This window comes from Burkholderia sp. AU15512 (assembly GCF_002223325.1).
Classification (GTDB): Bacteria; Pseudomonadota; Gammaproteobacteria; order Burkholderiales; family Burkholderiaceae; genus Burkholderia.
Map to the genome: position 1 here is coordinate 193,281 of NZ_NKEX01000001.1, position 15,127 is coordinate 208,407.

Here is a 15,127-nt window from a genome sequence, read left to right on the forward strand (position 1 = left end):
TTATCGGGTGCGGTAGAAATCGAAGACCACGTCGAGGATGCGATCCTGTTCGGCTTCGGTCATGTCGTGGTACAGCGGCAGCCGGACGAGCCGGTCGGCGACGAGGTCCGTCACCGCCATGCCGGACCCGCAGCGCCCGTAGCGCTGGCCGGCCGGCGAACTGTGCAACGGCACGTAGTGGAACACCGCGTTCACGCCCACCGCGCGGATCTGCTGCAGCAGCGCGGTGCGTTCGGCGAGGTCGCGTGCGAGGAAATAGAACATGTGGCCGTTGCCGCGCTCGGCGAGCGAAATCGCGGGCAGCTCGATCAGCCCGTCCGCGTGCAGCGGCTGCAGCGCGTCCTGGTAGCGCTGCACGGTCGCGCGCCGCTGCGCGGTGATCACGTCCGCGTGCTCGAACTGCGCGTACAGGAACGCCGCGATCAGCTCGCCCGGCAGGAACGACGAGCCGACGTCGACCCAGGTGTACTTGTCCACCTGCCCGCGGAAGAACTGACTGCGGTTGGTGCCCTTCTCGCGGATGATCTCCGCGCGCTCGACGAGGCGCGGGTCGTTGACCAGCAGCGCGCCGCCTTCGCCCGAGATCACGTTCTTGGTCTCGTGGAAGCTGAGGCACGCGAGGTGGCCGAGGCTGCCGAGCTGCTTGCCGTTCCACGTCGACTGCAGCGCCTGGGCGGCGTCCTCGATCACCCACAGGTCGTGGTCCGCCGCGAGCTGCCCGATCACGTCCATGTCGCAGGCGACGCCCGCGTAGTGCACCGGCACGATCGCGCGCGTGCGCCGGGTGATCGCGGCGGCGATCTGCGTCTCGTCGAGATTCAGCGTGTCGCGGCGGATGTCGACGAACACCGGCGTCGCGCCGCGCAGCACGAACGCGTTGGCGGTCGACACGAACGTGTAGGACGGCATGATCACTTCGTCGCCGGGCTGCACGTCGGCGAGGATCGCGGCCATCTCGAGCGCGGCCGTGCACGAGTGCGTGAGCAGCGCGCGCTGGCAGCCGATGCGCGCTTCCAGCCAGCGGTGGCAGAGCTTCGTGAACGCCTGGTCGCCGGCGAGGCCGCCCTGCTCGACCGCCTTCGCGATGTAGTAGAGCTCCTTGCCGACCACGAACGGGCGGCCGAACGGAATGCAGTCGAGGTTGGGTGGGCCGAACATGGTCAGGCTCCTCGTAAAGTGACGGGCGATCGGCGGCGCGGGCGCGGCGCCGTTCAGGTGTCCTGCCGGACGGCGCCGCGCGAGCGCGCAGGGCCGTCGTCGTGCAGGCTTGCGTGACGGGATGCGTTCATCGGCACATGTCACGCGCCCCGATAGAGCGCGTACTCGCGAGCGTCGGGGCCGCAGTTGAACAGCACGTCGAGCACGGTGACGCCATGCACGAAGTCGCCCCACTGCTGCGGGTACTCGGGATAGGCCGGGTAGTCGAACCAGCGCACCGCAATGTTCGCGTCCGCGAACAGGTTCTCGTCCAGGTAGCAGCGGGCGGACGGGCCCGACAGGTACTCGGTCGCGCCCGCCTGCATGCACAGGTTCAGCAGCTTCTCGGTGCGGTCGCCGTTCAGCGTGTAGTCCGACGACGACGAGATGCGCGTGTCGATTCCCAGCTGCTGGTTGATCCACATCAGCAGCGTGCGGTTCAGCTCGCTGAGCGTGTCGTAGCGGCGGCCGAGATAGAGCGCTTCGAGCGCGTCCGCATAGCCCGCGAAGTGCGGCGCGCGCGCGTAGTTCTGCTGCAGCCGCTTCCAGTGCTGCGGCGCCCAGTCGTCGCCGTCGATCTCGGTTTCGCGAATCGTCTGGAGATACTTGCCTTTCACCTTCACCGGCACGCTCAGCCATTGCACGCCCTGCGGCGTCTTGATCTGGTTGCGGTTGCGCCAGTCGCGACGGGTGTACTGCGCGTCGTCGTACAGGATGAATTCGTCGCTGGCGGCGATCAGGTCGAAATAGCCCTTCCACGGGATGTAGTTCGACTGGACGATCGCCACCCGCTTCGCAACCGCTTCCATGGGCGTGCCGCTCATGCCGGGATGTGGCCGTACCGGTACATGTCGACCAGCTCGGGCGGAATGCCCCAGTCGGTCGCGCCGATCCGGTCGTGCAGCGCTTCGAGGTCCGTGCGCATCGAGCGCTGCAACTGCTCGACCATGCGGTTCCTCGCCGGCTCGAAGTCGTGCTGGTACGCCGCGTTGAGCTGGTGGCGCACGGTCTTCGCGATCGCGGCCTCGCGCGACATGTTGCGGATCAGCGGCCGCTCGGGCGCAAGCTCCGCGTAACGCGGGTCGATCGGCTCGCCGCGCATCGCGGCGACGAGGTCGCGGCACAGCACCGGCGACAGGTGGAAGCCGTCCCGCTTGGTGCCGCCGAGGATCCACAGGTCCCGCACGCTGGTTTCGCCGAACAGCGGATACAGGTCGGACGTCATGGGCCGCCAGCCGACGTTCACGTTGACGAGGTTCGCGCGGTAGAACTTGCTGTTGATCTGGTCCATTGCCGCTTTCAGCAGCGAGTACGCGCTGCCGACGTGGCCGTGGTCGATCGGCACCGGGCTGATGTAGTTGCTGGCGCCGATCAGCGTGCGGTCCGGCCCGTACGGCGCCGAATAGACGCCGCATGCGAGGCCGCGGTTGGTGGTGCGGATGCAGTGCGTGTGCACGTTTTCCGCGCTCTGCAGCTCGATTGACATGCCGATGCCGTAGAACAGCCGCTGTACCGGCAGCTCGGGCGCGCTCGCGCGCAGCAGCTGGCCGAGGTTCGCGCCGTTGCACAGGACGAAGCGGTCCGCGTCGAGCGTGCTGCCGTCGGAGAGCCGCGCCGCGACGACGCGCCCGCCGGCGATATCGAGCCGCTCGACCTGGGCGTCGACGAGCGTCGTGTTGCCCGTCTGCGCGACGGATGCCGTCAGCGCGTCGAGAAACTGCTTCGGATTGACCCAGCCCTCACGCTTCAGGTAGAGCGCGTTCAACGCGCGATAGCGCGGGTCGGGGTGATAGTTCGGGATGCTTGACGGATCGACCGCCTCGCAGGGTTCCTCGAATTCGCGGCAGAAGCGCTTCACGGCCGCGAAGTTCTCGTCGTCGAGCGCGTCGGTCGCCGCGTTGTTGAGCACGTACGTGCCGAACCCGTGGGCGACCTCGCGCGCCGGCGTGCAGATCTCGGCAAATACGCCCGGCCAGGCCGCGGTCGCCGCGCGGCTCAGCTCGAACTTGAAGCGGTCGAGCGGCGTGCCGAGCGAGTCGCCTTCGAGTTCGGTGAATGAGTTGAGCATCGCCGCCGCCGCGCGCGTCGCCGAGCCCGGGCGCAGTGCCGGGCCGACGATCACGAGTTCGACAGTCGGGTCCGCGCGTTGCCATGCCCGGGCCGTCATCAGCCCGAGAATGCCGTTGCCGAGGATCGCGATCTTCATTAGCGCCCCTGTCCGCCTTCGGGGAACGTCATGTAGCAGAGCGACGGATACGCCTGCGTCCGGTGAATCTGGTGGGGGTACTTGCCGAGCACCTTGTGCAGGTAGTGCATGCCTTCCGCGGGGGCCTGATGGCCGCGCATCAGCTGCCACACCGCGACCACGCCGCCCGGCACCAGGCGCTGGAGCACCGCTTCGAACGCCTGCTCCGTCGGGCCCGGCACGTTCAGGTCGAACCATGCCAGCGCGATCGTCTCGCCCGGGTGCGCTTCGTCGAACGCCGCCAGCGTGTCGCGGCAGTCGCCTTCCCACACGCGGTGCTTGCCGTTCACGTGGCCCATCGCGTTGTTGCGCTCATGCAGCGACAGCAGCTTGCGCAGCAGGTCCGCGTAGCCGCTCGCCACCGAATAGGTGCCGTCGGAGAACAGCTTGCGGTCGCGCGAGTCGTCCTCGGAGAAGCCTGCGTAGCCGGTGAACGTATCGAACGCGTGAATGCGGCGCTGGAAGTTCAGCGGCTCGAGGATCGCGCGGAAGTTCTCGCACAGCACCGCGGTCTGCCCGCGCCATGTGCCGAGATCGAGGATCGAGCCCGGCAGCGGCACGATCTTCTGATACACCTCGAAGGTCGCCAGGAACCGCGCGAGCAGCGAACCGCGCACGAACAGGCCGAGCGAGCGTTCCAGTTCCTCGGGGGTCGCGGGATACGCGTGCAGCAGGTCGAACAGTTCGCGGCGCGCGGCGAGCTGGTCGTCGTTCGAGTTGGTGATGATGGATGACTCGTGCATACAAAAGGCTCCAGGGACTATGAGTGATACCGAACGAAGTGCCGTGGCGGACCGGGGTCGCGTGCGCGGCCGGCATCCGGTGCGGCAACCGGGCCCGCACGCGTCGCGGCTGTCCGCACGGTGCAATCCGGTCATCTTTCGGAATCGAGTCTAGCGAGCGGCGCCAGGATCGAATGTCGGATTAGCGGGTGGTTTCACCCCGCATTTCGATGGATGCGCGGGTGTCCGGCGCGCATTCAGGGCGCCCGCGGGTGCGGCTTGCAGTCGCGGGAATAACGACCAATTCCGGCACCTGCTCGCCCAATTGGAACGCGGCGTGCGCGAGGAGAATTCGGACACGTCGGAGACCGTCGGTGCGTGCGTCCGCGGGCGCAGGCGTGCGCCGGCGCAGGGGTGCCGGCCGCGATTCGAATCCCGTATTGGCTACCAGGACGACTTAAGCATCATGATGCCCACCTCCCCCGCCGCCGCCACGATCGAACAGGCGCTGGCGCACCATCAGGCCGACCGGCTGGAAGCGGCCGAGACGCTGTACCGGCAGATCCTCGACACCGATCCCCGGCACGCGGACGCGCTTCACCTCCTCGGCCTGATCGGTCATCAGTACGGGCGCTATCGGGAGGCATCCGACCTGATCATGGCGGCGATCGAGGTCAGGCCGGACGCGATGTACTACTACAACCTCGGCAACGTGATGCAGGCGGACAACCGTCACGCCGCCGCCGCCGAGTGCTTCCGTCTCGCCATCGAGCTGCGACCCGACTACGTCGATGCGTACAACAACCTCGGCAACGCGCTGCGGCTCGCCGGCGACGCCCGCGCGGCCGTCGATGCGTTCTGCCAGGCCATCGCGCTGAAGCCGGACAACGGCCAGGCCTACAACAACCTTGCAAATGCGCTGTTCGACCTGAACGAGATTCCGGCCGCGCTCGAGGCTTACCGGCACGCGGTCGCGCTGCGCCCCGAACTGCCGGAGCCGCGCAGCAACCTGCTGTTCGCGAGCCACTGCAGCGAAGCGTTCGATCAGGACGCCTATCTCGCCGAGGCCGCGCGCTACGACGAAGTCGTCACGCGCGGCGCGACGCCGTGGACGGACTGGCTCGTCGACCTGACCGCCCGCGCCGGGCGGCCGCTCAAGGTCGGCATCGTCTCGGGCGACCTGAAGGCGCATCCGGTCGGCTATTTCATCGAGAGCATGCTGAAGCATCTCGACCCGAACCGGATCGAGATGCATGCATACCCGACGCGCGACGTCGAGGACGACGTGACCGCCCGCCTCAAGCCGGCCTTCGCGACGTGGACCTGCATTGCCGGCCTGAGCGACGAAGCGGCGGCCGCGCGTGTCCGCGCGGACCGCATCGACGTGCTGCTCGACGCGGCGGGCCACACGGTCTACAACCGCCTGCCGCTGTTCGCGTGGAAGCCGGCGCCGCTGCAGGCGAGCTGGCCCGGTTATTTCGCGAGCACCGGCGTGCGCGCGATCGACTACGTGATCGGCGACCGTCACGTGCTGCCGCCCGCCGAGGCCGCGCATTTCACCGAGCGGCCGTGGCATCTGCCGGACAGCTATCTGTGCTTCACGCCGCCGGCCGAGCCTGTCGACGTCGGCGCGCTGCCGATGCTTGCGAACGGCCATCCGACCTTCGGCTATTTCGGCAAGCTCGCGAAGATCACCGATCGCGTCGTCGCGGTCTGGTCGCGCGTGCTGCAATCGGTCGCGGGCGCGAAGCTGTTCGTGAAGGCGGAGCATCTCGACGATCCGCGCGAGCAGCAGGCGCTTGCCGCGCGCTTCGCGGCGCACGGCATCGACGCGCAGCGTCTGATCCTCGAAGGCCGCTCGCCGCGCGCCGAATACCTGGCCGCGTACCGGCGCGTCGACCTGATGCTGAGCCCGTTCCCGTATCCGGGCGGCACGACGACCGCCGAAGCGCTGTGGATGGGCGTGCCCGTACTGTGCCGGCGCGGCGAGCGCTTCCTGTCGCACATCGCCGAGAGCCTGCTGCATTCGGCGCGGTTGCCCGAGTGGATCGCGGACGACGACGACGCTTATGTCGCGAAGGCCGTCGCGCAGGTCGGCCAGCCCGCCGAGCTGGCGGCGCTGCGCACGACGCTGCGCGCGCAGGTGCTCGCGTCGCCGCTGTGCGACGCGCCCCGCTTCGCGCGCCACTTCGAGGACGCACTGCACGGCATGTGGGCGCAGCACGTCGAAGCCGCGCCGGGCGCGTCCGCGTGAGGCCGCTCGCGACGTGACGGGCGTGGGCATTTCCACGCCGGCGGCACGCGGAACATGGCGCCCCACGCGCAGAACACCGCGCCGGCCGACGTGATCGTCATTCCGGCCGGTGGCGCGTGCGCGACACCGTCGTCGGGATGGCACGCGATGGGATGGCGGCATCGGCCGTGACGATCGGGCACGGCCGCCGGCTGATCGACTTCGGACGTGAACCTCATCCCTATTGAGCAGAGCAGACGAGATGGACGGAACAGGACAGGCATTGCAGGCGGCGCTCGCGCATCATGAGGCGGGGCGTCTTGCCGAAGCGAAGACGCTGTACGACGCGATCCTCACCGCGCAGCCGGGCCAGCCGGACGCGCTGCATTTTCTCGGTCTGCTGGCGTGCCAGCTCAAGCAGTACGACGCGGGCATCGCGCTGATGGAGCAATCGCTCGTCGCGCGGCCGGACGCGTCGTACTTCAACAACCTCGGCAACATGCTGCGCGAAAACGGCCGGCTCGACGACGCGATCGTGCACTATCGGCGCGCGGTGACGCTGCGGCCGGACTATCCCGAGGCGCACAACAACCTCGGCAATGCATTGCGCGACGCGCGCGAGCCGGCGGCTGCGATGCAGAGCTGCGCGCGCGCGATCGAGCTGCGGCCCGATTACGCGCAGGCGTACAACAACCTCGGCAACGCGCTGCAGGATCTGGGCGACCTCGACGGCGCCGCCACGCATTACGGCCGCGCGATCGAGCTGGACCCGTCGATGGCGATGGCCCACGCGAACCTGAGCGCCGTGCGTCACAAGCAGCTGCGCTGCGCGGAAGCGCTCGCGCATGCGCAGGACGCGATCCGGCTCGCGCCGACCCTCGCCGAAGCGCACAACCACGCGGGCAACGCGTATCACGGACTGGACCGGCTCGACGCGGCGCAGGCCAGCCATCGCACGGCCGTCACGCTGAATCCGGCGGACGCCGGCGCGTGCCACAACCTGTCCGTCGTGCTGCTGAAGCTGCAGCGGCTCGACGAGGCGCTCATCTATTGCCGGCAGGCGTTGCAGGCCGGCCCGCCGGCCGTGTTGATGCACGTCAATCTCGGCGACATCCTGCGCGCGCAGGGCAACGTCGATGCCGCGGTCCACGCGTATCGCGACGCGCTTGCGCTGGTGCGCGACGACGCCGACGACGTCGCGGCGACCGTGCTGAACCGGCTGCTGTTCAGCGCGGCGGCGTCCGCCTGCGTGAACCCCGCCGACTACCTGGCCGACGCGCGGCGCTACGGCCGGCACCTGGCCGCGCGTTCGACGCGTTATGCGTACGATCCGCGCGAGCGGGCCGCGCGCGCGCAGGGGCGGCCGCTGCGGGTCGGCTTCGTGTCCGGCGACCTGCGCCTGCATCCGGTCGGCATCTTCCTGGAAAGCGTGCTTGCGCACCTCGGACGCACGCGCATCGACCTGCGCGTGTACGTGACCACGGACGAGGAGGACGCGATCACCGCGAAACTGAAGCCGCACGCGAGCAGCTGGCGCTCGATCGCCGCGCTGGGCCCGGAGGCGGCCGCGCGGATGATTCACGACGACGAAATCGACGTCCTCGTCGACCTCGCGGGCCATACGCAGTCGAGCGGGTTGGCCGTGTTCGGCTGGAAACCCGCGCCGGTACAGGCGAGCTGGCTCGGCTTTTTCGCGTCGACCGGCTGCGACGCGATCGACTACTTCATCGGCGACCGCTACACGCTGCCGGACGCCGAAGCGCATCACTTCGTCGAGCAGCCGTGGCGGCTGCCGGACAGCTTCCTGTGCTTCACGCCGCCGGCCTGCGACGTCGAGGTCGGCCCGCTGCCGATGGCGGCGCGCGGCCATCCGACGTTCGGCTGCTTCGGCCAGCTCGTGAAGATCGGCGACGACGTCGTGCGCGCATGGTCGCGCATCCTGCACACGCTGCCGGACGCGCGGCTGCTGCTCAAGGCGCACGAACTCGGCCGCGAGGGCGTGCGCGACGCGACCGCCGCGCGCTTCGCACGGCATGGCATCGGCGCGGGCCGGCTGATCCTCGAGGGCGGTTCGCCGCGCGCGGAATACTTCGGCGCTTATCACCGCATCGACGTCGCGCTGAGCCCGTTCCCGTACCCGGGCGGCACGACCACCGCGGAAGCGCTGTGGATGGGCGTGCCGGTGCTCGGCATGAAGGGCGGCCGCTTTGTCACGCACATCTGCGAAAGCGTGCTGCACGCGGCGGGCATGGGCGAATGGGTCGCTGACGGCGAGGCTGCCTACGTCGCGAAGGCGATCGAGGCGGTGCGCGACCGCGAGCGGCTCGCGACGCTGCGCGCGGGGCTGCGCGCGCAGCTGCTCGCGTCGCCGCTGTGCGACGCGCGCCGGTTCGCCGCGCATCTCGAAGCGGCGTTCATCGGCATGTGGCAACGCTATACGAACTCGGAACACGAAGCATGAACGATATTCACGACACGCTGCAGTCCGCGCTGGCGCATCACCAGGCGGGGCGTCTCGCCGAAGCGAAGACGCTGTACGACGCGATCCTCACCGCGCAGCCGGGCCAGCCGGATGCGCTGCATTTTCTCGGTCTGCTGGCGTGCCAGCTGAAGCAGTACGACGCGGGCATCGCGTTGATGGAGCAATCGCTCGTCGCGCGGCCGGACGCGTCGTACTTCAACAACCTGGGCAATATGCTGCGCGAAAGCGGCCGGCTCGACGACGCGATCGCGCACTACCGTCGCGCGGTGGGGCTGCGGCCGGACTATCCGGAGGCGCACAACAACCTCGGCAACGCGTTGCGCGACGCGCGCGAGCCGGCGGCTGCGATGCAGAGCTGCGCGCGCGCAATCGAGCTGCGGCCCGGCTATGCGCAGGCGTACAACAACCTCGGCAACGCGCTGCAGGATCTGGGCGAGCACGAGGCGGCGGCGGCGAGCTACGCCAAGGCGGTCGCGCACCAGCCGCAATACGCGGATGCGTACTGCAATCTCGGCAACGCGCTGAAGGCGCAGGAGAAATTCGACGATGCCGCGGAGGCCTATCGTCGCGCCATCGCGCTGCAACCGGGCTTCCGTGTCGCGCACCAGGGGCTGAGCGAGACGCTGCGCGCGGCAGGTGATCTGCGGGGTGCGGTCGACCATGCGCGCGAGGGGCTCGATCCGGGCGACGCGGACGCGCACTGCGTACTGGCCAGGCTGCTGCAGCGCATGAGCGAGTTCGGCAAGGCGGTCGAACTGCTCGAGCGGGCGATCGCGATCGATCCCGCGCATGCGCGGGCGTGGGCCTGGCTCGGCGACCTGCGCAACCAGCAGGGCGAATACGGGCAGGCTGTGCAGGCGTGCCGGCACGCGATCGAGCTCGATCCCGAACTGGCCGAGGCATACAATTTCCTCGGCTACGCGTATCACAACCTCAACCGGTTGGCTGCGGCGGAGTTGAGCTACCGGCACGCGATCGACCTGAACCCCGACGATGCCGACGCCCATCAGAACCTCGCCGCCGCGCTGTTGCGGCTCGAGAAGCTCGACGAGGCGATGAAGCATACGGAGATCGCGCGGGAACTCGGCATCGATCCGCTGAAGCTCCAGATGACGCTCGGCGACATCCTGTGGGCGAAAGGCGATCTCGCTGGCGCGCTGGACGCATTCCGCGCGGCAATCCGGTTCGACCTGCATCGCGCGTACTCGCGGATGCTGTTCAACATGTCGAGTTCGCCCGCGTTCGAGCCGCAGGAGTGGGTCGCTGAAGCGCGCCGCTACGGCGAACATCTCGAGCGCGATGCGCTTCCGTTCGAGCACGACCGCGCGCAGCGCGTCGCGCAGGCACAGGGGCGGCCGCTACGCGTCGGCTTCGTGTCGGGCGACCTGCGCCAGCACCCGGTCGGCATTTTTCTGGAAAGCGTGCTGGCGCGGATCGACCGGTCGCGCATCGAGCCACATGCGTATGTGACGTTCATCGGCGAGGACGACGTGACCGCGCGGCTCAAGCCGAACTTCGCGAGCTGGAAGAAGGTGGTCAGCCTGGGCCGCGAGGAGGCCGCGAAACTGATTCGCGACGACGGCATCGACATCCTGATCGACATGGCAGGCCATACCGACTGGAGCGGTCTGCCGATCTTCGGACACAAGCCCGCGCCGGTGCAGGCGAGCTGGCTCGGTTTCTTCGCGACCACCGGTTGCCGCGCGATCGACTATTTCATCGGCGACGCGCATACGCTTCCGGCCGACGAGGCGCAGCACTTCACCGAGCGGCCGTGGCGGCTGCCGGACAGCTACCTGTGCTTCACGCCGCCGCCGTACGATGTCGCGGTCGGCCCGCTGCCGATGGCGGCGCATGGCGGCGTCACGTTCGGCTGTTTCGGCAAGCTGGTCAAGATCAGCGACGAGGTCGTCGCGCTGTGGTCGCGCATCCTGCACGCGCTGCCGGACGCGCGCCTGCTGCTGAAGGCCCATGAGCTCGGCGCCGGCGACGTGAACCAGGCGACGCTCGACCGCTTCGCGCGGCACGGCATCGGCGCGGATCGGCTGATTCTCGAAGGCGGTTCGCCGCGTGCGGAGTACTTCGCCGCGTATCACCGCATCGACATCGCGCTGAGCCCATTCCCGTACCCGGGCGGCACGACCACGGCCGAAGCGCTGTGGATGGGCGTGCCGGTGCTCGGGATGAAGGGCGGCCGGTTCGTCACGCACATTTGCGAGAGCCTGCTGCACGCGGCGGGAATGGGCGAATGGATCGCGGAAGACGAGGCGGCGTACCTCGCGAAGGCCGTCGCGTTCGCGCGCGACCGTGACGGGCTGGCGACGCTGCGTGCGACGCTGCGCGAGCGCGCGCTCGCGTCGCCGCTGTGCGACGCGTCGCGCTTCGCGCGCAACCTGGAGGACGCGCTGCACGGCATGTGGGCCTGCTACGCGTCCGGCGAGACGGCGACCCCGGACGCATGACGAGCGGGGCGCGCCTCGGCGGGAAGCCGCGCTCGCGCACCGTCGGGCCGGCCGCCCGAGATGATCGGCGCGGCCGTCGAGCGGGCGACGCGGGCATGGCCGGCGCGATCCGGCTCGCTCACCCGCCCGCCGGCGAAAAAAAAGCCGCAGTGAAGCGGCTCGATGGTACGGCGACAACGGTCCGCTCGACTGGCGGCGTCTTTTAATTCGACCTGCGCGGCGGGCGAGACGCCCGGCCGGTCACAGCAAGCCGGCCATCTGGTACTGGCTCGCGGCCTTGATCCGCTCCTGGGACTGCGCAAATTCCGCAGCCAGGCGGTCACGGTCCGTCTGCGCATGCTCGGTGATCGACGCGTCGATCGCCATGATCTGCCGCACCTGGTCCAGCCCGTCCGGGGTCTGCTCGCCGGACAGGTTCATCAGCAGCGGCGAGCGTTCGTCGACGAGGGCCGCGACGCGCACCCAGTCGCGTGCGTCGGCCGCCGACTGCATGGCACGGGTCAGGTCCAAGGCGCGGGACAGGGTGTCGTTCGTCATGGTTCGGCTCCGAAGGGGGGGGCTGCCAAGGCTTACTTGTTGTTGGCCAACGCGCCGGAGCTGTTCTGGCCGCCGAACAGCTGGGTCAGGTAGCGGGTGTTGTTCGCCATCTGCGCCATCAGCGTGTTCAGCGCGGTGAACTGCGCGGTGTATTGCGTGGTCAGCTGGTTCGAGTAGGTCTGCAGTTGCGTGGCCTGACTCTGCACGCTCGTCAGATCGGCATTGATCGCGGTGGTGCGCTGGTCGATCAGGCCGGACGTCTGCGTGTACGAGGTGATGTTCGCATTGAGCGCCTGGGCGATGCCGTTCGTCTGGTTGAAGATCGCCGCCACCGCGGAGCTGTTCGACTTGAGCGCGGTGGTCAGTGCGGCGGTGTCGACCGACATCGCGCCGGTCGAGTCCACGTTGATGCCGATGCTGCCGAGCGCATAGGTCGTGCCGCCCGTCGTGACGCCGCTGCTGAGCGTCGTCGCGAGCGTGTTCCTGATCGTGTTCATCATCGCGTCGCCGAGCAGCGGGCCGGCGGTCTTCGCCGTCGAGTCGTAGCTCGTCAGCGATTTCGCGGTGTTCACGAAGTTGGTATACGCGGTCGCGAAATTGTTGATCGCGGTCGTCGCCGCGGCGGTGTCCTGCGACAGCGTGACGGTTTGCGTCGTGCCGACGGCGGCCTGCGACAGCGCCAGCGTGACGCCCGTCAGCGCGCCCGACACGTTGTTCGACGCGCTCGACACCGGCGTGCCGTCGATCGTCAGCTTCGCGTCGGCGGCCGGCGTGACCGTCGTGTACCCCGACGTCAGTTTCGAGTTGACGCCCGTGCCCGTGATCGAGATCGTGTTGGCCGCGCCGGTGGCGTTCGACTGCATCACGAGATGCTGGCCGTCCGAACCGGTGATGACCGACGCGGTGACGCCGGCATTGCCGGACGCGGAGTTGATCGACGACGCGATGTCGGACAGCGACGCGCCGGCCGCCACGTTGACGTTGAACGCGGGGTTGCTGCCGAACGTGATGCTCAGCGAGCCGGCCGAGATCGTGTCCGCCGACGTCACGCCGGCCGACGACAGCTTGTTGGCGGTCGCGAGCTGCGTGACATTGACTGAATACGAACCGGCCACCGCGCCGCTGCCGCTCTTGATCGTCGTCGCGATGCCCGTGCCGCTCGCCGTCGCGGCCAGGCTGCCGAGCGCGGTGCCGTCCGAGAGGCCGGTGAGCGCGGTCTGCAGCGCGGACAGCGCCCCCTTCAGCTGGCCGATCGCGGACAGCTGCGTATTGTCGTTCGTCTGGCGGGTCTGCAGGGTCTGCAATTGCCCGGCCGTCTTCGCGTTCACCAGCGTCGTGACGAGCGTATTGACGTCGAGCGACGAATTGGTCGCGCCGCTGATGATCGATTGACCTGCATTCGCCAGGATGCTGCTGATGTCCGTGCTGCTGACGGGGGTCGTGGTGGCCATGCCGTTGCTCCGGTCGTCCGCGCAACCAACGTGCGCGATGCGGCGGGGCGCCGCGGTTCAATGCAAAGAGGGAGGCGTGCCTCCCTGGAAAATTCTGATCCGGGCGGTGTCGGCGGCGTCGCGATGCATCGCATGGCGACGCCGCCGGGCCCGGAGGCGGGCGGGCGCGTGGCCCGCCGCGGGTGCTGCTCGATTAGCCGAGGAGCTTCAGGACTTGCTGCGGCAGCGAGTTCGCTTGCGCCAGAACCGAGATACCAGCTTGTTGCAGCACTTGCGCCTTGCTCAGGTTCGCCGTTTCCGTCGCGAAGTCCGCGTCGGTGATCTGCGAGCGAGCGGCGGTCATGTTGGTTGCCTGGGTTTGCGTCGTCGAGATCGCAGCCTGGAACGTGTTCTGTGCTGCGCCCAGCGTTGCCTGGAACGTGTTGACTTGCTTCAGTGCCGCGTCGATCGCCGTGATCGCCGATTGCGCGCCCGACTGCGTGGCGACGCTCAGGGTGTTCACGCTCATGCCCGTGCTGTTCCAGTTCGCCGTGCCGAAGTCGACGGTAACGACCTGGTTCGCTGCTGCGCCGATCTGGAACGTGACGCTGCCGGTGCCGCCCAGGATGGTCTGGCTGTTGAACGTCGTTTGCGATGCGACACGGTCGATTTCGCCGAGACGCGTCGTCACTTCAGCTTGCAGGTTCGCGCGAGCGCTCGAATCCAGCGAGCCGTCGCCAGCTTGTTGCGCCAGCGTACGGATACGCTGCAGGTTGTCGACCGTCGATTGCAGCGCGCCGTTGGCGGTCTGGATCATCGAGATGCCGTTGTTCGCGTTTGCAACACCTTGCGTCAGCGCATTGATTGCCGCCGTTTGCGACGTCGAGATCGCCAGGCCTGCTGCATCGTCGGCAGCGGTGTTGATGCGCTTGCCCGACGACAGGCGGTTGATTGCTTGCGACAGTGCGCTTTGCGAGCCCGACAGATTCGTCTGCGTCGTCAGCGAAAGGATGTTGGTGTTGATGTTCAGCATTTGCTTCCTCGTTTTGGAAAATGGCTGGGATACAGACAGGTTCTGATTTCGGCGTTGCGCTTTATCGCGACTGGCGCTGCCCCGCCTTTCCTGGTTGACGGCGGCACCCGGCGAAAACTTTAGAGGGATGTTTGGGGAAATTCGGGACGGAAGGAGGGTTGTCGGCCGAAAGGCCCGCCCGGCTTGGCCGGCCGGGCCGCCGGCAGGCGCGGCACCCGGCCCCGTTCGACGGGGCGAGCGGCCGCGCCACGCGGAGCGACGAACCGGGGGATGCAAAAGGGTAGTTTTGTCTGTGATTCTCTGCTATGATGGCGGGCTGAATTGAGATTTCTGTCAAGCCTCTGCCGTTTTTCGGCATGTCTGCTGGCAGTCAAACGCGGCGCTGCACGCGGTTGTGAAGCGTACTCGCGGTGCTTTCCGCCTCTCTTTTCCGGCCTCCGAGGCCGTATTTCCGCTCGTTTCGCCTGTTTGTGGGGACGCTCGGATGGCCGGTGCGTGGCGCTTGGCCGCTACGTTTTTGACCGTTTAAGCAATTTAGGAACGACATGACGACGATTCTTCTGAAAGAAAACGAGCCGTTCGAAGTGGCGATTCGCCGCTTTCGCCGTGCTATCGAAAAAAATGGCCTGATCGCTGAACTGCGCGAACGCCAGTCCTACGAAAAGCCGACCGCAGTCCGCAAGCGCAAGAAGGCAGCAGCCGTCAAGCGCCTGCACAAGCGCCTGCGCAGCCAGATGCTGCCGAAGAAGCTCCACTAAGAGCGTCTTACGGTTCGCCGCGAAACGG

General features: G+C 68.1%; 11 protein-coding genes. 4 read left to right on the forward strand and 7 right to left on the reverse strand.

All coding sequences use genetic code 11. From position 1 onward, the window contains the following. The 4 genes from rffA to CFB43_RS00930 form a co-directional block, all read right to left on the reverse strand. The gene (rffA, locus tag CFB43_RS00915; protein ID WP_089493877.1) at positions 1-1,158 is read right to left on the reverse strand and encodes a dTDP-4-amino-4,6-dideoxygalactose transaminase; all 1,158 of its coding nucleotides are present in this window, start codon (positions 1,156-1,158) and stop codon (positions 1-3) included. A gap of 140 nt (positions 1,159-1,298) precedes the next feature. Continuing rightward, positions 1,299-2,021 carry a WbqC family protein gene (locus CFB43_RS00920; protein WP_226207555.1) on the reverse strand — a complete coding sequence of 241 codons (723 nt, stop codon included), beginning with the start codon at positions 2,019-2,021 and terminating at the stop codon, positions 1,299-1,301. After that, positions 2,018-3,403, reverse strand: coding sequence for an NAD(P)/FAD-dependent oxidoreductase (locus CFB43_RS00925; RefSeq protein ID WP_089493879.1), 1,386 nt, complete (start codon positions 3,401-3,403; stop codon positions 2,018-2,020). The genes CFB43_RS00920 and CFB43_RS00925 overlap by 4 nt, the downstream gene beginning before the upstream one ends. Further along, positions 3,403-4,185 (reverse strand): class I SAM-dependent methyltransferase, encoded by a 783-nt coding sequence (locus CFB43_RS00930; protein WP_089493880.1) that lies wholly within the window; start codon positions 4,183-4,185, stop codon positions 3,403-3,405. Before CFB43_RS00930 ends, CFB43_RS00925 begins: the two co-directional genes overlap by 1 nt. Before the next feature lie 445 nt (positions 4,186-4,630). On the opposite strand from CFB43_RS00930, the gene CFB43_RS00935 reads away from it, so the two are divergent. From CFB43_RS00935 to CFB43_RS00945, 3 genes are all read left to right on the forward strand, one after another. Further along, on the forward strand, positions 4,631-6,418 hold the full coding sequence (locus CFB43_RS00935) for an O-linked N-acetylglucosamine transferase, SPINDLY family protein (protein ID WP_089493941.1): 1,788 nt from the start codon (positions 4,631-4,633) through the stop codon (positions 6,416-6,418). Positions 6,419-6,659: 241 nt separating this feature from the next. After that, entirely contained in the window at positions 6,660-8,858 is a 2,199-nt protein-coding gene (locus CFB43_RS00940; RefSeq protein ID WP_089493881.1) for a tetratricopeptide repeat protein, read from the forward strand. Next, positions 8,855-11,341, forward strand: a complete 2,487-nt coding sequence (locus CFB43_RS00945) for a tetratricopeptide repeat protein (RefSeq protein ID WP_089493882.1) — start codon at positions 8,855-8,857, stop codon at positions 11,339-11,341. The genes CFB43_RS00940 and CFB43_RS00945 overlap by 4 nt, the downstream gene beginning before the upstream one ends. 240 nt (positions 11,342-11,581) lie before the next feature. Here the strand turns inward: CFB43_RS00945 and CFB43_RS00950 are convergent, their stop codons facing one another. The 3 genes from CFB43_RS00950 to CFB43_RS00960 form a co-directional block, all read right to left on the reverse strand. Next, positions 11,582-11,878: a flagellar protein FliT gene (locus CFB43_RS00950; RefSeq protein ID WP_089493883.1), complete on the reverse strand. Its 297-nt coding sequence runs from the start codon at positions 11,876-11,878 to the stop codon at positions 11,582-11,584. Between the two features lie 32 nt (positions 11,879-11,910). Next, positions 11,911-13,329 (reverse strand): flagellar filament capping protein FliD, encoded by a 1,419-nt coding sequence (fliD, locus tag CFB43_RS00955; RefSeq protein WP_089493884.1) that lies wholly within the window; start codon positions 13,327-13,329, stop codon positions 11,911-11,913. Positions 13,330-13,522: 193 nt separating this feature from the next. Further along, complete coding sequence (locus tag CFB43_RS00960) at positions 13,523-14,341, reverse strand: flagellin domain-containing protein (RefSeq protein WP_011350581.1); 819 nt, start codon at positions 14,339-14,341, stop codon at positions 13,523-13,525. Positions 14,342-14,886: 545 nt separating this feature from the next. Here CFB43_RS00960 and rpsU point away from each other — a divergent pair. After that, the gene (rpsU, locus tag CFB43_RS00965; protein ID WP_006401410.1) at positions 14,887-15,099 is read left to right on the forward strand and encodes a 30S ribosomal protein S21; all 213 of its coding nucleotides are present in this window, start codon (positions 14,887-14,889) and stop codon (positions 15,097-15,099) included. Positions 15,100-15,127 lie beyond the last annotated feature (28 nt).

Bases quoted from the DNA above. Each gene is read 5' to 3' on its own strand.
- rffA (WP_089493877.1), bottom strand. From the start codon at position 1,158: ATGTTCGGCCCACCCAACCTCGACTGCATTCCGTTCGGCCGCCCGTTC.
- CFB43_RS00920 (WP_226207555.1), bottom strand. From the start codon at position 2,021: ATGAGCGGCACGCCCATGGAAGCGGTTGCGAAGCGGGTGGCGATCGTC.
- CFB43_RS00925 (WP_089493879.1), bottom strand. From the start codon at position 3,403: ATGAAGATCGCGATCCTCGGCAACGGCATTCTCGGGCTGATGACGGCC.
- CFB43_RS00930 (WP_089493880.1), bottom strand. From the start codon at position 4,185: ATGCACGAGTCATCCATCATCACCAACTCGAACGACGACCAGCTCGCC.
- CFB43_RS00935 (WP_089493941.1), top strand. From the start codon at position 4,631: ATGATGCCCACCTCCCCCGCCGCCGCCACGATCGAACAGGCGCTGGCG.
- CFB43_RS00940 (WP_089493881.1), top strand. From the start codon at position 6,660: ATGGACGGAACAGGACAGGCATTGCAGGCGGCGCTCGCGCATCATGAG.
- CFB43_RS00945 (WP_089493882.1), top strand. From the start codon at position 8,855: ATGAACGATATTCACGACACGCTGCAGTCCGCGCTGGCGCATCACCAG.
- CFB43_RS00950 (WP_089493883.1), bottom strand. From the start codon at position 11,878: ATGACGAACGACACCCTGTCCCGCGCCTTGGACCTGACCCGTGCCATG.
- fliD (WP_089493884.1), bottom strand. From the start codon at position 13,329: ATGGCCACCACGACCCCCGTCAGCAGCACGGACATCAGCAGCATCCTG.
- CFB43_RS00960 (WP_011350581.1), bottom strand. From the start codon at position 14,341: ATGCTGAACATCAACACCAACATCCTTTCGCTGACGACGCAGACGAAT.
- rpsU (WP_006401410.1), top strand. From the start codon at position 14,887: ATGACGACGATTCTTCTGAAAGAAAACGAGCCGTTCGAAGTGGCGATT.